The organism is Acidovorax sp. 1608163 (genome assembly GCF_003669015.1).
In the GTDB taxonomy this organism is placed as follows: Bacteria; Pseudomonadota; Gammaproteobacteria; order Burkholderiales; family Burkholderiaceae_C; genus Acidovorax.
In genome coordinates this window covers 3,855,890-3,878,770 of sequence record NZ_CP033069.1, presented here as the reverse complement: position 1 = coordinate 3,878,770, position 22,881 = coordinate 3,855,890, and the positions used below count along the sequence as shown (strand labels likewise).

At 63.2% G+C, this 22,881-nt stretch carries 22 protein-coding genes; 8 read left to right on the top strand and 14 right to left on the bottom strand.

Features of this window, described 5'->3' with window-relative positions; translation table 11 throughout:
- Positions 1-36: 36 nt before the first annotated feature.
- Both EAG14_RS17230 and EAG14_RS17225 read left to right on the top strand, forming a co-directional pair.
- Positions 37-1,779 (top strand): proline--tRNA ligase, encoded by a 1,743-nt coding sequence (locus EAG14_RS17230; RefSeq protein WP_121729613.1) that lies wholly within the window; start codon positions 37-39, stop codon positions 1,777-1,779.
- A 2-nt stretch (positions 1,780-1,781) separates the two neighbouring features.
- On the top strand, positions 1,782-2,468 hold the full coding sequence (locus EAG14_RS17225) for a lytic transglycosylase domain-containing protein (RefSeq protein WP_099740141.1): 687 nt from the start codon (positions 1,782-1,784) through the stop codon (positions 2,466-2,468).
- Between the two features lie 35 nt (positions 2,469-2,503).
- Here the strand turns inward: EAG14_RS17225 and EAG14_RS17220 are convergent, their stop codons facing one another.
- The 7 genes from EAG14_RS17220 to hemA form a co-directional block, all read right to left on the bottom strand.
- Positions 2,504-3,820, bottom strand: coding sequence for a hemolysin family protein (locus EAG14_RS17220; protein WP_099658061.1), 1,317 nt, complete (start codon positions 3,818-3,820; stop codon positions 2,504-2,506).
- Positions 3,821-3,981: 161 nt separating this feature from the next.
- Complete coding sequence (locus tag EAG14_RS17215; protein ID WP_121729612.1) at positions 3,982-4,989, bottom strand: AAA family ATPase; 1,008 nt, start codon at positions 4,987-4,989, stop codon at positions 3,982-3,984.
- Between the two features lie 210 nt (positions 4,990-5,199).
- The gene (grxD, locus tag EAG14_RS17210) at positions 5,200-5,523 is read right to left on the bottom strand and encodes a Grx4 family monothiol glutaredoxin (protein WP_099659025.1); all 324 of its coding nucleotides are present in this window, start codon (positions 5,521-5,523) and stop codon (positions 5,200-5,202) included.
- Positions 5,524-5,596: 73 nt separating this feature from the next.
- On the bottom strand, positions 5,597-6,307 hold the full coding sequence (locus EAG14_RS17205) for a DUF3053 family protein (protein ID WP_162996028.1): 711 nt from the start codon (positions 6,305-6,307) through the stop codon (positions 5,597-5,599).
- A gap of 351 nt (positions 6,308-6,658) precedes the next feature.
- Positions 6,659-7,489, bottom strand: a complete 831-nt coding sequence (gene prmC, locus EAG14_RS17200) for a peptide chain release factor N(5)-glutamine methyltransferase (protein ID WP_121729610.1) — start codon at positions 7,487-7,489, stop codon at positions 6,659-6,661.
- A 72-nt stretch (positions 7,490-7,561) separates the two neighbouring features.
- On the bottom strand, positions 7,562-8,650 hold the full coding sequence (gene prfA, locus EAG14_RS17195; protein ID WP_121729609.1) for a peptide chain release factor 1: 1,089 nt from the start codon (positions 8,648-8,650) through the stop codon (positions 7,562-7,564).
- Positions 8,651-8,764: 114 nt separating this feature from the next.
- The gene (gene hemA / locus EAG14_RS17190; RefSeq protein ID WP_099658066.1) at positions 8,765-10,072 is read right to left on the bottom strand and encodes a glutamyl-tRNA reductase; all 1,308 of its coding nucleotides are present in this window, start codon (positions 10,070-10,072) and stop codon (positions 8,765-8,767) included.
- Positions 10,073-10,148: 76 nt separating this feature from the next.
- On the opposite strand from hemA, the gene EAG14_RS17185 reads away from it, so the two are divergent.
- Together EAG14_RS17185 and EAG14_RS17180 are read left to right on the top strand one after the other, a co-directional pair.
- Complete coding sequence (locus EAG14_RS17185; RefSeq protein WP_121729608.1) at positions 10,149-10,427, top strand: hypothetical protein; 279 nt, start codon at positions 10,149-10,151, stop codon at positions 10,425-10,427.
- A gap of 92 nt (positions 10,428-10,519) precedes the next feature.
- Positions 10,520-11,485 carry a tripartite tricarboxylate transporter substrate binding protein gene (locus EAG14_RS17180; RefSeq protein WP_121729607.1) on the top strand — a complete coding sequence of 322 codons (966 nt, stop codon included), beginning with the start codon at positions 10,520-10,522 and terminating at the stop codon, positions 11,483-11,485.
- Between the two features lie 96 nt (positions 11,486-11,581).
- Here the strand turns inward: EAG14_RS17180 and ugpQ are convergent, their stop codons facing one another.
- From ugpQ to ugpB, 6 genes are all read right to left on the bottom strand, one after another.
- Positions 11,582-12,337, bottom strand: a complete 756-nt coding sequence (gene ugpQ, locus EAG14_RS17175) for a glycerophosphodiester phosphodiesterase (RefSeq protein ID WP_121729606.1) — start codon at positions 12,335-12,337, stop codon at positions 11,582-11,584.
- A gap of 23 nt (positions 12,338-12,360) precedes the next feature.
- Entirely contained in the window at positions 12,361-12,702 is a 342-nt protein-coding gene (locus EAG14_RS17170; protein ID WP_121729605.1) for a VOC family protein, read from the bottom strand.
- A 26-nt stretch (positions 12,703-12,728) separates the two neighbouring features.
- The gene (locus EAG14_RS17165; RefSeq protein ID WP_099658070.1) at positions 12,729-13,733 is read right to left on the bottom strand and encodes a sn-glycerol-3-phosphate import ATP-binding protein UgpC; all 1,005 of its coding nucleotides are present in this window, start codon (positions 13,731-13,733) and stop codon (positions 12,729-12,731) included.
- 60 nt (positions 13,734-13,793) lie between these two features.
- A complete protein-coding gene (gene ugpE, locus EAG14_RS17160; RefSeq protein ID WP_099740150.1) occupies positions 13,794-14,645 on the bottom strand; it encodes a sn-glycerol-3-phosphate ABC transporter permease UgpE in 852 nt (283 codons plus the stop codon).
- A gap of 1 nt (position 14,646) precedes the next feature.
- Positions 14,647-15,528, bottom strand: coding sequence for a sn-glycerol-3-phosphate ABC transporter permease UgpA (ugpA, locus tag EAG14_RS17155; RefSeq protein WP_099740151.1), 882 nt, complete (start codon positions 15,526-15,528; stop codon positions 14,647-14,649).
- A 134-nt stretch (positions 15,529-15,662) separates the two neighbouring features.
- Positions 15,663-16,970 carry a sn-glycerol-3-phosphate ABC transporter substrate-binding protein UgpB gene (gene ugpB / locus EAG14_RS17150; RefSeq protein WP_099658073.1) on the bottom strand — a complete coding sequence of 436 codons (1,308 nt, stop codon included), beginning with the start codon at positions 16,968-16,970 and terminating at the stop codon, positions 15,663-15,665.
- A 269-nt stretch (positions 16,971-17,239) separates the two neighbouring features.
- Between ugpB and serA the strand changes: the two genes are divergently transcribed.
- From serA to EAG14_RS17135, 3 genes are all read left to right on the top strand, one after another.
- The gene (gene serA, locus EAG14_RS17145) at positions 17,240-18,469 is read left to right on the top strand and encodes a phosphoglycerate dehydrogenase (protein WP_099659026.1); all 1,230 of its coding nucleotides are present in this window, start codon (positions 17,240-17,242) and stop codon (positions 18,467-18,469) included.
- Between the two features lie 227 nt (positions 18,470-18,696).
- Complete coding sequence (ychF, locus tag EAG14_RS17140; protein ID WP_099658074.1) at positions 18,697-19,791, top strand: redox-regulated ATPase YchF; 1,095 nt, start codon at positions 18,697-18,699, stop codon at positions 19,789-19,791.
- A 464-nt stretch (positions 19,792-20,255) separates the two neighbouring features.
- Entirely contained in the window at positions 20,256-21,356 is a 1,101-nt protein-coding gene (locus EAG14_RS17135) for a diguanylate cyclase (protein ID WP_240456817.1), read from the top strand.
- 28 nt (positions 21,357-21,384) lie between these two features.
- Here the strand turns inward: EAG14_RS17135 and EAG14_RS17130 are convergent, their stop codons facing one another.
- Entirely contained in the window at positions 21,385-21,867 is a 483-nt protein-coding gene (locus EAG14_RS17130) for a YqaA family protein (RefSeq protein ID WP_121729603.1), read from the bottom strand.
- A 159-nt stretch (positions 21,868-22,026) separates the two neighbouring features.
- Between EAG14_RS17130 and EAG14_RS17125 the strand changes: the two genes are divergently transcribed.
- Entirely contained in the window at positions 22,027-22,629 is a 603-nt protein-coding gene (locus EAG14_RS17125; RefSeq protein WP_162996027.1) for a M15 family metallopeptidase, read from the top strand.
- The last annotated feature ends 252 nt before the right edge of the window (positions 22,630-22,881 follow it).

The window sequence follows — 22,881 nt, the reverse complement described above, 5'->3', positions numbered from 1 at the left end:
CAAGAGGACCGGTCTGAATAGACTGAAATCGCTCCGATGAAAGCCTCTCAATTCTTTATCTCCACCCTCAAGGAAGCTCCGGCCGACGCCGAAGTGGTCAGTCACAAACTCATGATGCGGGCGGGGCTGATCAAGAAGCTGGGCGCAGGTATCTACAACTACATGCCCATGGGCCTGCGGGTGATCCGCAAGGTTGAAGCGATTGTGCGTGAGGAGATGAACCGAGCAGGGGCGGTGGAATGCGCTATGCCGGTGATCCAGCCAGCTGAGCTTTGGCAGGAAACGGGGCGATTTGAAAAGATGGGTCCCGAGCTGTTGCGCATCCGCGACCGCCATGGTCGTGACTTTGTGGTGCAGCCCACCAGTGAAGAGGTAGTGACGGACATTGCTCGGCAGGAACTGCGCAGCTACAAGCAACTGCCCAAGAATTTTTACCAGATTCAAACCAAATTCCGCGATGAACGCCGCCCCCGCTTTGGCTTGATGCGTGGCCGCGAGTTCATCATGAAGGACGCGTATTCGTTCGACCGCGACCAGGTGTCCGCCAAAGCCAGCTACCAGGTGATGGCTGCCGCGTACCGCCGTATTTTTGACCGGTTTGGTTTGACCTACCGCGCTGTGGCGGCCGATAGCGGCGCCATTGGTGGGGACCTGAGCGAAGAATTCCAGGTGATTGCCGCCACAGGCGAAGATGCCATCGTTTACTGCCCTGGCAGCGACTACGCCGCCAACATGGAAAAGGCCGAGGCCCTGGTCCCCCAAGGCCCGCGCGCAGCGGCCGCCCAGGTGCTCGCCAAGACACCAACGCCCGGCAAGAGCACCTGCGCCGACGTGGCCGACCTGCTGGGCTTGCCCCTGCAGCGCACCGTGAAGTCGCTGGTCCTGGCCACCGACACCACCAACGAGCAAGGCGAGATCGTCAAAACCCAGGTGTGGCTGCTCCTGCTGCGCGGCGATCACGACATGAACGAAATCAAGGTCAACAAAGTGCCGGGGCTGGAAAACTTCCGCTTTGCTACCGTGGCCGAGATCGAAGACCACTTTGGCTGCAAGCCCGGCTACCTGGGCCCCATTGGCCTCAAAAAGCCCCTGAAGCTGGTGGTTGACCGCGAAGTCGCCGCCATGGCCGACTGGGTGTGCGGCGCCAACGAGGTGGATTTCCACATCACCGGCGTGAACTGGGGGCGTGATTTGCCTGAGCCTGACGTGGTAGCCGATTTGCGCAACGTGGTGGCTGGCGACCTGTCGCCGGATGGCAAGGGCGAGCTGGCGATTGAGCGCGGTATCGAAGTGGGCCACGTGTTCTATCTGGGCACCAAGTACAGCCGTGCGATGAACGCGACCTTCTTGGACGAAAACGGCAAGCCGCAGCCACTGGAAATGGGTTGCTATGGCATCGGTATTACTCGTTTGCCAGCGGCCGCCATCGAGCAAAATCACGATGAGCGGGGCATCATTTGGCCCGACGCGATTGCGCCTTTCACCGTGGTCATTTGCCCCATTGGCATGGACCGCAGCGAAGAGGTGAAGGCCGCCGCTGAAAAGCTGTATGCCGAGATGCTGGCCAAAGGCGTGGATGTCTTGCTGGACGACCGGGGCGAGCGCCCTGGCGCCATGTTTGCCGATTGGGAACTGATTGGTGTGCCGCACCGCGTGACCATTGGCGACAAGAGCCTCAAGGACGGTGTGGTCGAATACCAGCACCGCCGCGATGCGGCCGCCACCAAAGTGGCCGTGGCAGACGTGTGGGCCCATGTGAAGGGCCGCATGGCGGTATGACGATGGAGGGTGACGGTGTGCGTGGGGATGTGAGTTTGCAGAAGGAATGGCCGCTGGGCGTGTCGCGCCGGGCCTGTTTGATGGCGGCTGTCGCCCCTGCGGGGTGGCTGGCTGCGCCAGGCCTGGCCCATGCGGGCGGGCAGCTTGAAGAGCCTTTGATGGATTCTGTGCGCACTGCCTTGAGTTCTGCCATTGCCAACCAGGCTCCCCCGGAGCCAGAGTTTTTCTCTACCGAATCGCGCTTGGGCTACCTGCGCTGGCTGGGCACGATGAGTGACCGCCTGCGCAAGCGCAAGCCCGAATGGGAGGTGCGTCGCGACTTTCTGCAAACCGTGTGGTACGAGTCCAAACGGGCTGGTCTGGACGTATCGCTGGTCATGGGCCTGATCCAGGTTGAGAGTGCGTTCCGCAAGTTCGCAGTTTCTAGCGTGGGGGCCCGGGGCTACATGCAGGTCATGCCGTTCTGGACGCGGGTGATCGGTGATGGGGATGCAGGCAAGCTGTTCCACATGCAGACCAACCTGCGCTTTGGCTGCGTCATCCTGCGCCACTACATTGACCGGGAGCAGGGCGATTTGTTCATGGCCTTGGGGCGCTACAACGGCAGCCGTGGCAAGCCGCCTTACCCCAACGCTGTTTTCTCGGCCCAGCGCAATTGGGTCATGGACGCCAAGACCGCTCTTGGTTGATCGGCAGGCAGGATCAGACCGCGATGGTCTGATCTTCAGCCGTTGCTGTGTGCGCTGCCCGCTTCCGTGCTGGGCTGGCGCGACACCATAACCTGGTCGATGCGGTAACTGTCCACGTCCAGCACCTCAAACTTGAAGCCCCCCCAGGTCACACTGTCTGTGCGCCGGGGTACGCGCCGCAGCATCACCATCAAGAAGCCCGCCAGGGTTTCGTACTCGCCCGCATGGGGCGGCTCGTCCAGGGCCAGCACGCGCAGTACATCGCTGATGGGGGTCACGCCGTCAATCAGCCACGAGTTGTCGTCGCGCTGAACAATCTGCTCTTCATCGGCCGGGCCCACCACCAGGTCGCCCATCACCGTGCTCATGACATCGTTCAGGGTCACCACACCGACGACCAGGCTGTATTCGTTCACGATCACGGCAAAGTCTTCGTGCACCTGCCGGAACTGCTCCAGCACTTCAGACAGCGTGAGCCGGTCTGGCACGATGAGCACCTTGCGCACCAGGCTGTCATCGGCCAGCGAAATCGGCTGGTTGTTCAGCACCCGCTGGAACAAATCCTTGGCGTCCACATAGCCGACCACATGGTCGATATCGCCTTCGCACACGGGGTACGTCGAAAACGGCTCCGCAGCAATGCGCAGGCGAATGACGGAGTCGGGCTCGTCGCGCAGGAAGAACGCGACCCTATCGCGCGGTGACATGGCGCTGGACACCGTGCGCGTGTCCAGCTCGAACACATTGGTGATGACCTGCTGCTCGCGTGCGGCGAGCACACCGGCCCGGGCACCTGCTTCCATCATGGCCAGGATGTCATCGGAGGTGATGCGTTCATCGCGCAGCGACGACAGACCCAGCAGCCTGAACAAGGCATCGGCCCCTCGGCTGTAAAACCACACCAGCGGGCGCAGCAGCGTCATGCACCATGCCATGGGCTGTGCCAGCCGCACGGCCAGGCGCTCGGGCTCGGCCATGCCCAGGCGCTTGGGGAACAGGTCGGCAAACAGAATGAACAGCGAGGTGATGATCAGGAACGAGACCATGAAGCCCGCTGTCTGCGCGGTGGACTCCGCCATCCAGACCTCAAACAGTGCGCTGAAGTGAGGGCTCAAGGCCCCTTCGCCCACGATACCGCCCAGAATGGCCACGGCGTTTTGCCCCACCTGCACCACGGTGAAATAGTCGCCGGGTTGCTCTTGCATGCGCAGCACCCGCTCAGCACGGGGGTCACCCTCATCGGCCATCTGGCGCAGGCGAAGGCGCCGCGCTGCGGCCAGCGAGATCTCGGCCATGGAGAAGAAAGCACTGGCTGCGATCAGCAGCACGATGACGAGAAGGCTTTGGGTCATGAATGGTGACAGAGCGTGGCGCTATGGCACACCGGCCCTTGGAGTGTATCTGCCCGTACATGGCCCCCAGCCCGTGGCCAGAGTGCCCCGGACTGGAGGATCGTGCGCGGCGCAGCAATCACCCGCGCACGGGCTGCTCCTGGCGCGTTGCCGAGGTGCGCTTACTGCACAAAGCCCATGCGCCCCCGTGCTGTGGCGGCCTTGGGCAAGTCGCCCACTTCCACGGCCGATCGCCGGTCCAGTCGGGCATTGCCAAAGCCCGTCATCCATGCCCGGCGCATTTCGCGCGGAGGCATGCGGGCCAGGCAGTCCAGCACATCGTCCAGTGGTTCGGGGTCCAGCAGGCGGCCCCAGTCGTGGTTGTGGCGAATGCTCTGGTACAGGTTCAGGGCAATGGTGCGCGCCTGCTCCAGCGATGGGGCCTCCACCTCAAACACGTTCATGCGGTTGAGGATGGGGTCGGGAATGCCGCGCGTGTCATTGGCCGTGGTGATCCAGATGACCTGGCTCGCATCAATGGCCACTTCGGCAAACTCGTCGGTAAAGCTTTGCGCCGTGTCGTGCTCCAGCAGGCTGTAGAGCGCACCCAGTGGGTCGTACTGCGCATCGCTGCTGGCCTTGTCGATCTCGTCCACTACGATCACCGGGTTGGCGTATTCGCCCTCGATGAGGGCTTCAAACACCTTGCCGGGGCGTGCGCCCTTCCATTGGGCGGACGAGCCCGACAGCAGCCAGCCTGCCGTCATGGAGCTCATGGGCAGCAGGTTCATGCCGGTGCCCAGCAGGTCGGCCAGGTGCTTTGCAAAGTGGGTTTTGCCAATGCCGGGGGGGCCGAGCAGCAGCATCGGGGTCACTTCCAAGCCATCGCTGCTGTCCTGTGCCAGCGCAACGTGGCGTTTGATGTCGTCCAGCACCTCAGTGAAGTTAGGCAGCAGCTCGTACAGGCCACTCATGTCGGGCACGCCCGAGGGCTTGACGTGAAAGCGCTCGGGGCCGCGCTCCAGCATGCGTTCGTAGACGGTGCGCAGGTTTTCGTATTCGCGCTGGCTGCCAGCATCCTGCAGCCGTGCGAGCTTGCGCTCGACATCGCCAGGGTGGAATACATTGCGCATTTGGGCCACCGGCAGGTGCAGTGCGGGGCTTTGGGGAACAAGGCTATGGCTGGTCATTGCATGCTCCTGTGATGTGGGTCACGCACCCATTCAAGCACACAACATGCCGCCCCTCAACGTGGGATAAGCCCTGTGTTGGTGCCACTGTTGCAGGCATGCTGCATGGGGCCTGCGCAGGCTGCCGCTGTCATGAGGCGCGCCAAAAACAAAGGCCGCCCCAAAGGGCGGCCTTTCTGGCGGGAGAGAGGCGCTGCGGCCTCGGAGGCATCAGCCCTCAGTGCCCAGCACTTGCTTGAGTTCTCCCGATTCGTACATCTCCATCATGATGTCCGAGCCGCCGATGAACTCGCCCTTGACGTACAGCTGCGGGATCGTGGGCCAGTTGCTGTAATCCTTGATGCCTTGGCGGATGGCGTCGTCTTCGAGCACGTTCACGGTGACCACGGCCTTGGGGTCCACGCCGCAAGCCTTCAGGATCTGGATGGCACGGCCGGAGAAGCCGCACATCGGGAAGCTGGCGCTGCCCTTCATGAACAGCAGGATGTCGCTGGATTTGACGAGGGCGTCAATGCGTTGTTGGGTGTCGCTCATAGGAATTTCCAAGAAAGTACAGGCGCGGAGGGGACGATTATCGCTTTTCTCCTACCCCATCGGCCGGGTAGGGTCAGCCAGTGAGCTGCTTGAGTTCCTTTTCAATGCGCTGCATGGTCGCTGTCTCCGCGTCGGCCTTTTTGAAGAGGGCGTTCACCTTGTTCAGCATGGCCTGGTTTTTGGCCTCGATCTGCATGCCCGAGATCGAAAGTTGCTGGGGATTCTTCTCTACAAGGGTGAGTAGTTCTGTGACGATGGTCAGCAGGCGTTGCGCAGCGGGGAGCATCTCCAGCATGAGGCGCGCCTGGGTACTCACCAGCTTGTCGTAGACCGTGCCATAGACCTTTTGCAGGTCCTCTGGCTGTTTGAGAGCTGCCTTGGCTTCGTCGGCCTTCTTCAGTTCTGCCGCAATGCTCTCCTGGGCTTTGGGGATTTCATTCACCGCCTGATCTACCGTGCTGCGCTTGTCGCGGTAACCCGCAATCGAGCGAACCCAGTTGAGCTCCTGAAAGCTCTTGAGCATGTTCTTGTCGTTCACCGCCTTGTTGAAATTGGTGATGACTTCATAGTGGGCGGCATACTGCCCCAGCTCCTTGCGCAGCTTGTCGTTGAGTAGGGGGATGGTGCGGCGGGGCTTGTCGAGAACCTGTGTTTGCAAGAAGGTGATGAAAGCCTGCCGTTCTTTGGGCTCGGAATCGCAGCCGGTCAGCAGCAGGCCGCTGCCCAGGGCGATGGCCCCCAGTCGGGTGAGTGAGTGGCGTCGGGAAAAAGCAAGAGTGGACATAGACAAATATCGGTCCTTCGGCGAAACGGTCTGGCTGGCCGCCTGTGCATGCTGCAGCCCGTCCGAGGTGCGCCGGCGGTTCGTTGTGAGTGGATTGATGGAAAGCAACAGCCCACTTTGCTGCGGGTGCTTTGGGTGGGCTGGGCGGAAGCAACTGCCGGTTTGCCTCTCCCCCTCCCAGGAGCCAGGCGCCTTGCAACGGCACGCGATTATTGGGCGGCGGTTACGCGTTGGTGGGAGGGCTGGCAGTAACAGTTGTTTGCAGCTGATGACCGTGTGTAAGAACCTGTGCAAAGAGCCTGTCTGCAAAGGCGGCAGGCGCATCGCTGTGGGCGGCTTGCCGCAAAAGCCTCAGAGGCAGCCGCCGGTGCAGCGTGCGATGCCCGCCAAGTCGGCGCGGCTTTGGACTTGGCGAAACCCCTGCGCCAACAGCAGTGCCTGCACGGCCAGGGCCTGGTCGTAGCCATGCTCCAGCAGCAGCCAGCCCCCAGGCCGCAGGTGGGCGGGGGCCTGGGCGACGATGGTGCGGATGTCATCCAGCCCATCGGTGCCGCTGGCCAGGGCTTGCAGGGGCTCGTGCGTCAGCGCGGCCAGGTGGGGGTCGGCGTTGGCGATGTAGGGGGGGTTGGAGACGATGGCATCGAACACGCCCTGCACGCCCTCCAGCCAGTTGGCTGGCTGAAACTGCACGGGCAAGCCCAGCCGCTTGCCATTGGCCTGCGCCACGGCCAACGCATCGGCGCTGGCATCTACCGCCAGCACCTGGGCGTCGGCGCGCTGGCTTTGCAGCGCCAGCGCGATGGCGCCGCTGCCGGTGCCCAGGTCCACCACGCGCGGCGATGTCAGCGGGGCAATCACCTCCAGCGCCCAGTCCACCAGCGTTTCGGTGTCGGGGCGCGGGTCCAGCACGCGCGCATCCACCTGCAGGGGCAGGCCATAGAACTCCTTGCGTCCGGTCAGGTAGGCCACCGGCTCGCCCGCCAAACGGCGCTGGCACAGGGCGATGAACTGGGCGTGCACGCCCTCGTCCATCGCATCCGTGTCGTGCGCCAGCAGCCAGGCGCGGCCTGCGTCGGGGCGGCCCACGGCATGCAGCAGCAGCAATTGGGCGTCGATGCGCGCCAGGCCCAGGGTGTGGGCTTGGCCCAAGGCCTGGGCCAAAGTGGGTGCGGTGTTGTTCACTATGGTTTTGATAGCCGCTTGCGCTTTCCTATCAAGCGCTAGAAGGCAATTTGATTCAAATTTGGTTGGGCGTTAGCCAGTGGCGCCCATCTCCAGCTCTTCCAGCTGCTCGGCTTCGCGTGCGTGGGCCAGGGCTTGCAGCACGTCGCCCAGGTCGCCTTCCATCACGTACAGCAGTTTGTACAGCGTGAGGTTGATGCGGTGGTCGGTCAGCCGCCCCTGTGGGAAGTTGTAGGTGCGAATGCGGTCGCTGCGGTCGCCGCTGCCGATCAAGCCTTTGCGCAACGCTGCCTCCTTGGCTGCGCGCTCGCTGCGCTCCTTCTCCTGAATGCGCGCCTGCAGCACCTGCAGCGCCTTGGCCTTGTTGGCGTGTTGGCTGCGGCCGTCCTGGCATTCGGCCACGATGCCGGTGGGCAAGTGCACCACGCGCACGGCAGAGTCGGTCTTGTTGATGTGCTGGCCGCCCGCGCCGCTGGCGCGGAAGGTGTCGATGCGCAGGTCCGCCGGGTTCAGCGTGATGGCCTGGTGCTCATCGGGCTCGGGCATCACGGCCACGGTGCAGGCACTGGTGTGGATGCGGCCCTGCGTCTCGGTGGCGGGCACGCGCTGCACGCGGTGGCCTCCGGATTCGAACTTGAGCGCGCCATACACATGGTCTCCCTCCACGCGCAGCACGATTTCCTTGTAGCCGCCCAGCTCGCTTTCGTTGGCGCTCATCACCTCCACCTTCCAGCCCTGGGTGGCGGCGTAGCGGGTGTACATGCGGGTCAGGTCGCCTGCGAACAGGGCGGATTCGTCGCCGCCCGTGCCTGCGCGGATTTCGACAAAAGCGTTGCGTGCGTCGTCCGGGTCCTTGGGCAGCAAGAGGCGCTGCAGTTCATCTTCCAACTGCACCAACTCAGCCTCTGCGCTGGTGATTTCTTCCTGCGCCATCTCGGCCATGTCCGGGTCGGCCAGCATTTCGCGGGCACCGGCCAGGTCGGCTTCGCGCTGCTGGTAGCGGGCGTAGCGGCCTGCAATCTGCGTGACTTCGGCGTGCTCGACGGAAATGCGCCGGTACTGCGCCATGTCGTTCATGATGTCTTCGCGCGAGAGCAAAAAGTCCAGCTCGCCCAAGCGCTGTGCATAGCGCTCCAATTGGCTTCGGAGAAAGGGTTTCATGGCAATTTGGGAAATAGGTTTGCTACGAAATTTGTAGCTGTCAGCGCTTGTTAATCAAGCGCTAGAGGCCGATTTTGTTTGAAATCGGAGTGGCGAGTGAGCAGGCGGGCGCCGCTACTGGCCGTTTTTGCTTTGCGAGCGCAGGAACAAGCGCGAGACGGTCTGGGCCGTCTGGGCGCGCATTTCGGCATCGCCTGCGCGCAGCTCGGCCAGGGTGCCGTGCAGCATCTTTTGTGTCAGGCCGCGCGAGAGCGCTTCGAGCACGGCATCCACGTTCTCGCCCTTGGCCAGCAGCTTCTTGGCGCGTGCGATCTCGGCGGCGCGCCACTCGTCGGTTTGCGCATTGAGCTGCTGGATCAGCGGCACCACACCACCGGCCTGGCCGACGGGGCTGCGCAGCTCCATCCAGTGCATGAAGCTTTGCACACCGGCGTCGATGATAGCCTCGGCCTGGGCCACGGCGGCTTGGCGATTGGCCTGCGCGGTTTGCACCACGGTGGCCAGATCGTCTACGGTGTACAGGTACACGTCGCCCAGCGCTTTCACTTCAGGCTCGATGTCGCGCGGCACGGCCAAGTCCACCATGAACATGGGGCGGTGGCGGCGCTTCTTCAAAGCGCGTTCCACAGCACCCAGGCCGATGATGGGCAGGCTGCTGGCGGTGCAGCTGATGACGGCATCGAACTCGTGCAGGCGCTCGGGCAGGTCGGCCAGGCGCATCACCTCGCCGCCAAAGCGGGTGGCGAGCTTTTCGCCACGCTCCAGCGTGCGGTTGGCAATGGCAATGGCCTTGGGGTTCTTGGCGGCGAAGTGCGTGGCGCACAGCTCAATCATCTCGCCCGCGCCGACGAACAAAATCTTGGTCTCGGAGATGTCTTCAAACAGCTGGCCTGCCAGACGCACGGCCGCTGCTGCCATGCTGATGCTGTGCGCGCCGATCTCGGTGCTGGTGCGCACCTCTTTGGCCACGGCAAAGCTGCGCTGAAAGAGCTGGTTGAGCGTGGTGCCCAGGGCGCCAGCCGTTTCGGCCGCGCGCACAGCGTCTTTCATCTGGCCCAGGATCTGCGCCTCGCCCAGCACCATCGAATCAAGCCCGCTGGCCACACGGAAGGCGTGGCGCGCGACGAGGCTGTCTTCCAGGGTGTAGGAGTGCGAGCGCAGCAACGCGGGGCTCACGCCGCCGCTGTGGGCCAGCCAGCCCAGCGTGTGGTCCAGCGCAGGCTGCTGGCCTGCGCAGTAAATTTCGGTGCGGTTGCAGGTGGAGATAATGGCGGTCTCCACCCCCGGGTGGCTGCCGGTGGTGCCCAAAGACTGGCGCAACCCGTGCAGCGTGGGGGCGATCTGATCGAGCGCGAACGCAAACCTGCCGCGCAGATCGAGCGGCGCGGTGGTGTGGTTGATGCCGAGGGCCCAGACTGCCATGGTGGCGGATTATAAAATCCTTACCTAAACTGCGGCGCCCAGCCTGGGTAAGCCTTGATCTGGGTCAACTGCACACATGGGTCCGCTCGACAGCCTCAACCATCTTCTCAATTTTCTGGCCCCCGCCTTCTGGATGGCCGTGGCCATGGCCGTGTTGGGGCGGCTGGTGCTGCGCGGGCGTGCTGCGGGCTTGGGGCGGGGCATGCAATGGCTGTTGGATTTTGGTGTGTGCGCGCTGGTGTTGCTGGCGGGCCTGTGGTTGACGGGGCGCGACGGCAAGATGGCCACCTACGCCGCCCTGGTGCTGGCCTGCGCGACATCGCATGGGCTGGGCCAACGCATCTGGCGTGCCTGAGCGTTTGAGCGCCTAAGCCTTCGGCGCTGTTGCCCAATTGGGCAGGGTGTTAGTCTTTTGGTTCACACCACCATAACAACCGGAGACACCCCATGAAGCCCCTTGCCGTCCTGCTGACCGCCGCAGCCCTGGCCTGCGCCACGGCAGCCACAGCCCAGACCTTTCCGACCAAGCCCATCCGCATCGTGGTGGGCTTTCCGGCCGGTGGCCCTCTGGACCAGCATGCGCGCCTGCTGTCTGACAAGCTGCAAACCGTGCTGGGCCAGCCCGTGGTGATGGACTACAAATCGGGCGCCGGGGGCACGGTGGGGGCGCAAGAGGTGATGAAGTCACCGGCCGACGGGCACACCATCATGCTGGCCAACACGGGGGTGATGGTCATCAACCCTGCGCTGTACAGCAAGCTGCCCTACGCCACGCTCAAAGACTTTGTGCCCGTGGCCCGCACGGCCATGCAGCCGCTGGCTTTGCTGGTCAACCCCAACGTGCCTGCCAAGAACCTGCAGGAGTTCATGGCCTACGCCAAGACACGCCCAGGCCAGGTCAACTTTGGCTCCGCGGGCAACGGCGGCATCAGCCATTTGGTGCCCGAGATGTTCAAGTCCGCCACGGGCCTGTTCATGGTGCACATCCCCTACCGCGGCAGCGCCCCTGCGTTCACCGACCTGATGGCCGGGCAGGTGCAGTTCATGGCCGAGAGCATTCCGCAGGCCGCCTCGTACCACAAGCAGGGCAAGGTGCGCGCCCTGGCTGTGACGAGCCGCGAGCGCAACCCCGCGTTGCCCGATGTGCCCACCGTGATCGAGAGCGGCATCAAGGGCTTTGAGGTGGTGGGGTTCTATGGCTTTTTGGCCCCTGCGGGCACGCCCAAGGAGGCGGTGAACAAGCTCAGCGATGCGTTCAAGCAGGTGCTGCAGATGCCCGACGTGAGGAACCGCATGGTCAGCCAGGGGGCAGACCCCGCCTTCATGGGCGCCGATGATTTTGCGGCCTTCCTGGCCTCTGAGATGCCGCGCTGGGCCGAAGTGGTGAAGAAGTCAGGCGCGAAATTGGACTGACCCCCTGAGGCGCTGCGCGCCTTCCCCCTTGAAGGGGGACGCCGCCGGTGGCCCGGCAAAGCCGGTTCCACGGTGGCGCTGGTCTTGGGTGGGCGTTCAGAGTGCTGCGGGTGAAAACAGGTCCACGCGGTCGGTGATGATGCCGTCGGTGCCCAGGTCGATCAGGCGCTGCGCGGCCCATTCGTCGTTGACGGTGTAGCTCAGGGTGCGCATGCCCAGGGCCTTGACCTGGGCCACCAGCGCTGCGTCCCACAGCGCGTGGTTGCAGACGATGGCCACGCAGCCCAGGCGGCGGGCTTCGTCCAGGCAGCCGTCCCACAGCGCATCGATCAGCAGGGCGCGTGGAATGTGCGGGGCTGTGGCTTGCGCACCCGCCAGTGCCTCGGGCTTGAAGGACGAGAACAGCGGCGGCACGGCCTGGCCTTGCCATAGGCGGGCAGCGGTCTCGCCCACCACGCGGCCGGTGCGTTCTTCGTGGTCCGGTGTGGGCTTGATTTCGATGTTCAAGAAGTAGCCGTTGGCAATGCAAAAGCGGGCCAGCGCTTCCAGCGTAGGCACCGCCTCGCCCGCATAGGCGCGTGAGTGCCAGTGGCCTGCATCGAGCTGCGCCAGTGCGCCCAGGCTCAGGTCGCTGCCCGTGCCTTGGCCATTGGTGGTGCGCTCCAGCGTGGCGTCGTGCAGCAAGAAGGGCACGCCGTCGCTGCTCAACTTGGCATCGCACTCGAACATGCGATAGCCGTGCTGCGCGCCCAGGCGGAAGGCGGCCATGGTGTTTTCAGGGGCCAGCTTGCCTGCGCCACGGTGGGCAATCCAGCGGGGGTAGGGCCAGGAGGGGGCGGTGATCGCGGTCATGGGCAAAGGGTGAAGCGTGGGGCTCAGGCGGGTTCGCCAAACTTGAGCAGGTTGCCGTGGGGGTCGATGACGTAGAACTCGCGCATGCCCCAGTCGCGCAGCTGCGGTGGCGCTACCTGCAGGCCGCGCTGCGCAAAGTCGGCGTGCAGCGCGGCGGTGTCGCCCCGCACGTAGCACGAGGTGTTCTCAGCGATGTGGCGCTCGGTGCAGTGCCACAGGTGCAGCTCGCAGCCGTCACGCCGCAGCATCAAGTAGTCGGCCGAGGCATGCAGGCAGTCAAAGCCCAGCCGCTCGGTGTAGAACTGCCGGGACTCTGCCAAGTCCAGCGATGCCAGCACCGGCACGGTGGCGTGGATGCCTGCCATGGGGGCTGTGGGCTCCGTGTGGGGGCTCAGAGCCGCTTGCCGGTTTCGGCGTTGAACCAGTGCAGGCGGTCTTCGCGTGGGGCCACGCGGATGGTGTCGCCGGGCTTGGGCGAGGGGCGGCCCTCGTCAATGCGCACGATCATGTTGTCTTCGCCCATGGAGGCGTACACCAGGCGCTCGGCACCCAGCAGTTCGATGGTGTCCACGCGCACTTCCCAGCCGTCGTTGCCAATGTCCATGTGCTCGGGGCGGATGCCCAGGATGGTGCCGGGCTTGCTGTTCGGTGCGTGCTTGAGCAGGTTCATCGGTGGCGAGCCAATGAAGCTGGCCACAAAGGTGGAGGCGGGCGTGTGGTAGACCTCTTCGGGCGTGCCGAACTGTTCCATGTTGCCTGCGTTCATCACGATCATGCGCTGGGCGAGAGTCATGGCTTCGACCTGGTCGTGCGTGACGAACAGGCTGGTGATGCCCAGCTCGCGGTGCAACTTCTGGATCTCCAGGCGGGTTTGCGCGCGCAGCTTGGCGTCCAGGTTGGACAGCGGCTCGTCAAACAAAAACACCTGCGGCTGGCGCACGATGGCGCGGCCCATGGCCACGCGCTGGCGCTGGCCGCCCGAGAGCTCGCGCGGCTTGCGCTCGAGCAGGTGCGACAGCTCCAGGATCTTGGCGGCCTTGTCCACGCGGGCCTTGATTTCGTCCTTGGGCACCTTGGCGATCTTCAGGCCGTAGGCCATGTTCTCGTAGTTCGTCATGTGCGGGTACAGCGCGTAGTTCTGGAACACCATGGCGATGTCGCGCTGGGCGGGTTCCAGGTCGTTCACCACGCGGTTGCCAATGTGCAGCTCGCCGCCGGAGATTTCTTCCAGCCCGGCCACCATGCGCAGCAGCGTGGATTTGCCGCAGCCCGAGGGGCCGACGATGACGACGAATTCGCCGTCCTTGATTTCAGCGTTCACGCCATGGATGACCTGGTTGGCCTTGGGGCCGTGGCCATAGCGCTTGATGATGTTGCGAAGAGAGATGGATGCCATTTTGCTCTTAAATGTATAGCTGCTAGCGCTTGATTGGTAAGCGCTGGCGGCAGATTTTGTTTATTTTTCCGTGTCCACCAGGCCCTTGACGAACCAGCGCTGCATGAAGACCACCACCAGGGCGGGGGGCAGCATGGCCAAGAGGGCCGTGGCCATCACCACGTTCCATTCGTTGCCGGTGTCGCCGCCCGCAATCATGCGTTTGATGCCGATCACTACGGGGTACATGTCTTCCGAGGTGGTCACGAGCAGTGGCCACAGGTACTGGTTCCAGCCATAGATGAACTGGATCACGAACAGCGCCGCGATGGACGTGCGCGACAGCGGCACCAGGATGTCTTTGAAGAAACGCAGCGGGCCCGCACCGTCGATGCGCGCGGCCTCCACCAGCTCGTCCGGCACCGTCAGGAAAAACTGGCGGAACAGGAAGGTGGCCGTGGCCGAGGCAATGAGCGGCACCGTCAGGCCCGCATAGGTGTTGAGCATGCCCAGGTTGGACACCACCTGGTAGGTGGGGCCAATGCGCACTTCCACGGGCAGCATCAGGGTGATGAAGATCAGCCAGAAGCAGATGCCCTTGAAGGGGAAGCGGAAGTACACGATGGCGAAGGCCGACAGCAGCGAGATGGCGATCTTGCCCACGGTGATGACCATGGCCGTCACGAAGCTGACCCACATCATGTGCGCCACCGGGGCGCTGGAGCCGGGGCCCGTGCCGCCGCCGAACAGGGCGGTTTTGTAGGTCTCCCAGAAATTGCCGCCGGGCAGCATGGGCATGGGCACCTGCACGATGTCTTGTGCCGTGTGGGTGGATGCCACAAACGCCAGGTACAGCGGAAAGCCCACGATGATGACGCCCAGCACCATGATCAGGTGCGAGAACGCCTTTAAGAAAGGACTGCGTTCAACCATTTCAATACTGCACTTTCTTTTCAACGTAGCGGAACTGGATCACGGTGAGCACCACCACGATGGCCATCAGCACCACCGATTGCGCAGCCGATCCGCCCATGTCCATGGCCTTGAAGCCATCGTGATAGACCTTGTAGACCAGGATCGATGTGTCCTGCCCAGGGCCGCCTTGCGTGGTGGAGTCCACGATGGCGAAGGTGTCGAAGAAGGCATACACCACGTTGATCACCAGCAGGAAGAACGTGGTGGGCGACAGCAGCGGGAACTGGATGCTCCAGAACCGGCGCCAAGGGCCTGCACCGTCAATGGCGGCGGCCTCGATCAGTGATTTGGGGATGGATTGCAGCCCCGCCAGGAAAAACAGGAAGTTGTAGGAGATCTGCTTCCACACCGCCGCAATCACGATCAGCGTCATGGCGTGGTCGGAGTTGAGCAAGTGGTTCCAGTCCATCCCCGATTGGCGCAGCAAATACGCCACCACCCCCAGCGAGGGCGAGAACATGAACATCCACAGCACGCCCGCTACCGCAGGGGCCACGGCGTAAGGCAGCAGCAGCGCGGTTTTGTACACCAGCGCGCCGCGCACGATGCGGTCGGCAAAGATGGCCAGCACCAGCGAGATGCTGATGCCCGACACCGCCACAGCGATGGAGAAGAAGGCCGTTGTCTTGAACGAGGCGAGGTAGCCCGGGTCTTCAAACAGGGTGCGGAAGTTATCGAAGCCCACCCATTCGGTGGACATGCCAAAGGCATCCTGCATCTGGAACGACTGCACCAGGGCCTGGCCCGCCGGCCAGAAGAAAAAGATGCTGATCACGGCCAACTGGGGGAGCAAAAGCACCCACGGCAGCCATGCAGAGCGAAATAGAACGCGTTTTTCCATAGGGTATCCGTCTGAACAAAACAGCCCGCAGCCCTTGCAAACCGGGGTTTGCGGGGGTGCGGGCCAACGATGAAGGCAAGGGATTCAGGCGCGGGCCTGGCTCCTTCGCCCCATCAAGGGGGTAGCGCTAACGCTTAGCGGTTGGCGCGGGCAAAGCGCGCCAGTTGCTCGTTGCCACGGGTCACGGCGTTGTCCAGAGCTTCCTTGGAAGTCTTCTTGCCGGACCAGATTTGCTCGGTTTCCTCGTCGATGATGGTTCGGATCTGGGCAAAGTTGCCCAGGCGAATGCCGCGCGACTTGTCGGTGGCCTTGCGGATCATCTGCGTCACGGCCACGTCGGTGCCGGGGTTCTTTTCATAGAAGCCCGAGGCCTCGGTCAGCTTGTAGGCTGCCGTGGTCACCGGCAGGTAGCCCGTGCGCTGGTGGCTGGCGGCTTGCACCTTGGTGTCGTTCAGGAAGTTCAGGAAGTCGGCCACGCCTTTGTACTCTTCAGACTTCTTGCCGGCCATGATCCACAGGCTGGCACCACCAATGGCGGTGTTCTGCGGGGCGCCCTTCACATCGGCGTAGTAGGGCAGGGCCGAGATGCCGTAGGCAAACTTCGCTTCCTTGGCCACGCGGGCGTACAGGCCCGACGAGCCGGTGATCATGGCGCACTCGCCCGATGGGAACGAAGCGTCGGCGGTGTTGCCACGGCCCTTGTACACAAAGCTGCCTTCCTTGGAGGCCTTGGCCAGATTCTCAAAGTGGCGCACGTGCAGCGGGGTGTTGATTTGCAGCTGCGCGTCGGTGCCGTCAAAGCCGTTGTTCTTGCTGGCGAACAGCGTGTTGTGCCACAGCGAGAAGCTTTCGAGCTGCGTCCAGCTGATCCAGCTGGTGGTGAACGGGCAGCTGTGGCCGCTGGCCTTGAGCTTGGAGGCGGCTTCAAACACTTCGGGCCAGGTCTTGGGTGGCTTGTTGGCGTCCAGGCCGGCCTTCTTGAAGGCGTCCTTGTTGTAATAGAAGATGGTGGTGGAGCTGTTGAGCGGGTAGCTCAGCATTTGGCCATTGGGGGCGGTGTAGTAACCGGCCACGGCAGACACGTACTGGGTGGGGTCGAACTTGAAGCCACCGTCGGTCAGCACCTTGCCTGCCGGCACGATGGCGCCCTTGCTGGCCATCATGGTGGCGGTGCCCACTTCAAACACCTGGATGATGTGCGGTGCATTGCCTGCGCGGAAGGCAGCAATACCGGCTGTCATCGATTCGTCATACGTGCCTTTGTAGGTGGGCACGATCTTGTACTTGGTCTGGCTGGCGTTGTATTGCTTGGCCAGGTCGTTCACCCAGTCGCCCAACGCGGCGCTCATCGAATGCCACCACTGGATCTCGGTCTGGGCGTGCGCAGGAACGCAGGCGCCCAGGGCGATGGCGGCAGTCAGGGCCAGTTTCTTCAGTTGCATAAATGTTTCTCCAAGGATGGCGTTGGGCACAAAGCGGCCGATGCTAGGCGCGCTGTGTGTCAAACATGTGTCGTTGTCCCATGGTTGCCTGGGCACTCACAACGGTGAAAACCCGTTGCGGCCCTGGCGGTGTGTCCAATTGTGACGCTTGTGTGACTGTCTTGAGATGGATTTGCCCAGACTTGCAAGGTTTTGTGCATTGCACCATGCTTGTCGACCAGCCAGTGCGCGCTGCCCCAGCCACCCCATTTCACTCCACAGGGATTTTCATGACCACCAATTCGCTGGACAAAAGCAAGATCAAATTTTTGTTGCTCGAGGGCATCCACAGCTCTGCCGTAGAGATCCTTCGCGCCGCTGGCTACACCCAGATCGAAACCGTGTCTGGCGCGCTGCCGGACGATGAACTCCAGCGCAAGATCGCTGACGTGCACTTCCTCGGCATCCGTTCGCGCACGCAGCTCACCGAAGCCGTGTTTGCGCAGGCGCACAAGCTGGTGGCCGTGGGCTGCTTTTGCATTGGCACCAACCAGGTCGACCTGAATGCCGCGCGCGAGCGTGGCATCGCGGTGTTCAACGCGCCGTACTCCAACACCCGCTCCGTGGCCGAGCTGGTGCTGGCCGAAGCCATCTTGCTGCTGCGTGGCGTGCCCGAGAAAAGCGCCGTGGCCCACCGGGGCGGCTGGCTCAAGTCGGCCGACAACGCGTACGAGATCCGAGGCAAGACGCTGGGCATCGTGGGCTATGGCTCCATCGGCACGCAGTTGTCGGTGCTGGCCGAGGCCTTGGGCATGCAGGTGGCCTTCTTTGACGTGGTGAGCAAGCTGCCCTTGGGCAATGCGCGCCAGGTGCACAAGCTGCACGACTTGCTGGCGCAAAGCGACATCGTCAGCTTGCATGTGCCCGAGCTGCCCTCGACCGAAGGCATGATCGGCGCGGCTGAAATCGCCGCCATGAAGCCCGGCGGCATCCTCATCAACGCCGCGCGCGGCACGGTGGTCGATATTGACGCCCTGGCCGCAGCGCTGAAAGCCAAGAAGCTGCTGGGTGCGGCCATCGACGTGTTCCCTGTGGAGCCGCGCACCAACAAGGACGAGTTCCAGTCGCCCCTGCGCGGGCTGGACAACGTGATCCTTACACCCCACATCGGCGGCTCCACCATGGAGGCGCAGGCCAACATCGGCACCGAGGTGGCAGAAAAGCTGGTGAAGTACAGCGACAACGGCACCAGCACCTCATCGGTCAACTTCCCGGAAGTGGCGCTGCCCGCACACCCTGGCAAGCATCGCCTGCTGCACATCCACCGCAACGTGCCGGGTGTGCTGTCCGAGATCAACCGCATCTTCTCGGACAACCACATCAACATCGCAGCCCAGTACCTGCAGACCAACGAAAAGATTGGCTATGTGGTGATCGACATCGACGCGGCCTCGTCTCCGCTGGCGCTGGACAAGCTGGCGGGCGTGGCTGGCACCTTGCGCAGCCGGGTGCTGTTCTGAGCGTGCCCTGGGCGGGGGCAACGGTGGCCCAAGGTTAAAATCCGCGCCACCCCCAAGGCGCCGTCGCCGCAAACCGCTGGATTCGTCCGGTTTTGCGTGGCGGTGTCTTTCTCCCAGCCCCTTCAAGGCCGCCGCCCCGTCTGGCGTTGGCCTGCATGTGCAGCCCGGCCTCCGTGAGGGCCGTGGCGCGCACAAGCGCACAAAGGGGCGATACACAAGGAATTTCCATGAGCCTCAAATGCGGCATCGTGGGCCTGCCCAATGTGGGCAAGTCCACCCTCTTCAACGCGCTGACCAAGGCCGGCATCGCCGCCGAGAACTACCCGTTCTGCACCATTGAGCCCAACACCGGCGTGGTGGAAGTGCCCGACCCGCGCCTGCAGCAACTGGCCCAGATCATCACCCCCGAGCGCATCGTGCCTGCCATCGTGGAGTTTGTGGACATTGCCGGCTTGGTGGCGGGCGCCAGCAAGGGCGAAGGCCTGGGCAACCAGTTCCTGGCCCACATCCGCGAGACCGATGCCATCGTCAACGTGGTGCGCTGCTTTGAAGACGACAACGTGATCCACGTCGCAGGCCGCGTGGACCCGATCGCCGACATCGAAGTGATCCAGACCGAGCTGTGCCTGGCCGACCTGTCCACCGTGGAAAAGGCGCTGAACCGCTACAGCAAGGCAGCCAAGTCGGGCAACGACAAGGAAGCCGCCAAGATCGTTGCGCTGCTCACACCCATCCAGGCCGCGCTGGACCAAGGCAAGCCCGCCCGCACCGTGCCCGTGAGCAAGGAAGACGCGCCGCTGCTCAAGCCGTTCTGCCTCATCACCGCCAAGCCCGCCATGTTTGTGGGCAACGTGAGTGAAGACGGCTTTGAGAACAACGCGCTGCTTGACCGCCTCAAGGAATACGCCGCGGCTCAGAACGCCCCCGTGGTCGCCATCTGCGCCAAGATGGAATCCGAAATGTCGGAAATGAGCGACGAAGACCGTGACATGTTCCTGGCCGAGATGGGCCAGGACGAACCCGGCCTGAACCGCCTGATCCGCGCTGGCTTCAAGCTGCTGGGCCTGCAAACTTACTTCACCGCTGGCGTGAAGGAAGTGCGCGCCTGGACCATCCGCGTGGGCGACACCGCTCCGCAAGCGGCTGGCGTGATCCACGGCGACTTCGAGCGCGGCTTCATCCGCGCCCAGACCATCGCGTTTGAAGACTTCATCCAATACAAGGGCGAGCAAGGCGCCAAGGATGCGGGCAAGATGCGCGCCGAAGGCAAGGAATACGTGGTCAAGGACGGCGATGTGCTCAACTTCCTGTTCAACGTCTGATTTGCCAGGCACGCCCGTCGTGCCTGCTTGTTGTGTGATGTCGTAGAACGTCGCGCACACCTCCTGTGGCCCCGCTTTGCGGGGCTTTTTCATGTGCGAGCGCGCTTTCCTTACAGTAAAACCAATGGTTAACCCGGGCAGGGGGCATCCCTTCCATCCGTAAGATGCGCTAGCCCAGAGACTGCCCGTGCCCATTTCTTGATGTAAAGCTTAGGTTGTCAACCGCAAGCGGTTTATGGTGTCTGGCGGGTGCCATTTTTGCTTGCCTTGCCCATGGGCAGGTGGGTTGCACTGCTTGCCATTTCATCGCCACGCCATCTCATCGCAACATGCTCTTCGGTCGCAAAGCCCTGTTCGCCGCCACTGACGCCTTCCCGACCTCGGAGGTCCTTCAGGACTTTGATGATTCGACCCAGGCACCTGTCACTCCTTCGCGGCGTAGCCCCTTGACAGCCCAAGGGCCCATGGCCCGGGAGAAAGAACTGCGTCGCTGGCTGCTGGTGGCGGGGCTGGCGGCGCTCTATGTGACTGGGGTTGCAGGTTTCTGGCTGCTGGACGTGGTGGATGCGACCACCCTGTGGGTGCTGGCCGCCATGGTGGTGGGCGGGTTTGCATTGTTCGGCCTGGTCGTGCAACTCGGGTGGAATGGCTTTTTGCGCGACCGCCACCTCAAGGTCCCCATCGTGACGGCCATGCTCGTGTGCATGACGGTGGTTTTTTACCTGGAGCCTGTAACCCAGATTCTGTTGGGCCCCTTTGCCTTTGTGGCGGTGGCTTACGGAGTGTTCTCCATTTCCCGCAAGGTCATGCTGCGCCTCATGCTGCTGGCGCTGTTGGCCTATGTAGGGGTGATGGCGGCGCAGTACCACTTGCAGCAAAACCTGGCGCTGCTGCGTTTGCAAGGGCTGCACTTGCTGGCACTGGCGCTGACACTGCCTGTGTTTGTGCTGTTGATGGGGCGCGTGCAGCGGCTGTACCGCATCCTCCACCACGCCAACCGCAAGATCAAGAACATCCAGGAAGACGCGCAGCGGGATGTGCTGACGGGCTGCTTCAACCGCCGCTACGCGCTGGCCGTGCTGGAAGAGCAAAAGCAGTTGGCCGACGAGAGCGGAATCCCGCTGTGCCTGGCAGTGCTTGATATCGACCACTTCAAGCACATCAATGATTCTCTGGGCCATCTGGGGGGCGATCAGGTGCTGCGTGATTTTGGCCGGCTGGCCCAGCAGAGCGTGCGTTCCGGCGAGGTGTTTGGCCGCTATGGCGGCGAAGAGTTTTTGCTGATTTTCCCCGCCACGTCCCTCTTGCCTGCCCTCAACATCTGTGAGCGCATCCGCGCCCAGATCGAAGCGCATGCCTGGGACAGCCGCCTGCGCAATGGCGTCACTGTCTCGATAGGCGTCACCCATTATGTGCTGGGCGAGTCGGTGATGGAGTTCTTCTCGCGTGCAGATACCGCCATGTACCTTGCCAAAGAGGGCGGGCGCAACCAGGTGGTGGTGGAGGAGCCTGTGTCGCACGCGGATTCGTTGTCATCGGAGTTTCCCCAGCAGCGCAACCGCTGAGAAATGCTGAAAGGCTGAAAGCCCGGTGTCATAGATGGACTGTGCCGGGCATCAGGTACAGCAGCGCGGTGGTCATGGTGACGTAGCGCGCCAGCTTGCCGATGGCCATGTAGAGCACGCACCGCCAAAACGGCAGGCGCAGCCAGCCCGCCATGGCGCACAGGGGGTCCCCTACGCCGGGCAGCCAGCTCAGCAGGCAGGCTTTGGGTCCCAGGCGCTGCAACCAGCGCAGAGCCCGCAGTTCTGTGGCGCTGCCTCGGGCCTTGTCCACCGCCTTGTGGGCACCCAGCCCCATCCACCAGCTGGTGGCCCCGCCCAGGGTGTTGCCCACCGTTGCGACCAGGATGGCAGGCCAGAACAGCTCAGGGTTGAGCTTGATGAGCCCGAACACGGCAGGCTCCGAGCCCAGCGGCAACAGCGTGGCCGAGATGAACGAGACGACAAACACCGTGCTCAGCCCAAACTGTGGCAAAGCCAGCCATTGCAGCAACTGGTGCATCCAGATTTCCATATGGCCAAGTGTAGGTGGGCGCAGGCTTGTAACGCGCAGTTTCCCGTGGAGGCTGGGGCTAACTAGAGCCTCTGTCCTACAGGGATTTGCGCTGCTGTTGTCTGCCCTGGCTGTGGCCGCATCGATAAGGTGGAGGCAGACACAGATCAGGAGGATTTCATGCGCAGCCTTCCCCCACTCCGCCACCTGCAAAATCGCTCTGTTCACGGCAGCCACACTGCAACGGTGCATGCTGCGCGTTCGGTGGGGCTCTGTTGCCGCGCCGGGGTGCTGGCCTGCCTTCTGGCGGCGGGCGGCTCTGCGGTGGCGGTGGTGCCTGCGTCAGAGATGTCTGGCCGCACGCAGGCCGGTGCTACGCAACCTCTGTGCACCGATGCCGCAGCGGCGCACGCTGCTCTGCAGCCGGTATTGCGCCAGTTGCGGGCCCAGGGCATGGAAATGCGGGCAAGCTGCCATGCCGCTACAGGCGCATGGGTGGTGCGGGTGCGGGTGGTCAACGGCTTTCAGGCCAGCAAGGTGGTGCGTGGCCCCTTAGCCGATGGGCATGACGTGGACATGGGCACACCCGCCGGTGTGGAGCTGGCAGGGGCTCCGGTGGACGCCACTGGTTTCTCGCCCGACGTGCAGTTCAATCGCCAGTGGCTGCGCAGCCTGATGGCCCAGCACCATTTCAACAATCTGCCCGATGCATGGTGGCGGTACGCTCTGAAGGGCTCGACTCCAGCCTCCAGAAGCTCTACGGACGTGGCCAGCCGTTATTGATCTGGCCTGATGAGCCTGCTTGAACGGTTCTCACTGAGCGTGTTCACCCTCAGGGCAGGGTTGCGACAAGCTCAATCCGAACGGGCATTTCAAGTTCCACGAGGCCAACTCCACCCTGGCGCAGGGACGAGGGACCGCGAGGCTGGCTGAGCGGTTGGTGGAACGGGGGCTGTTGCGGGAGCCACAGGCGATGCAACGGCGTTGCCCCCGTAAATCCCTGCACTTTTCATTTGCTGAAATTTTAAGCAGGTA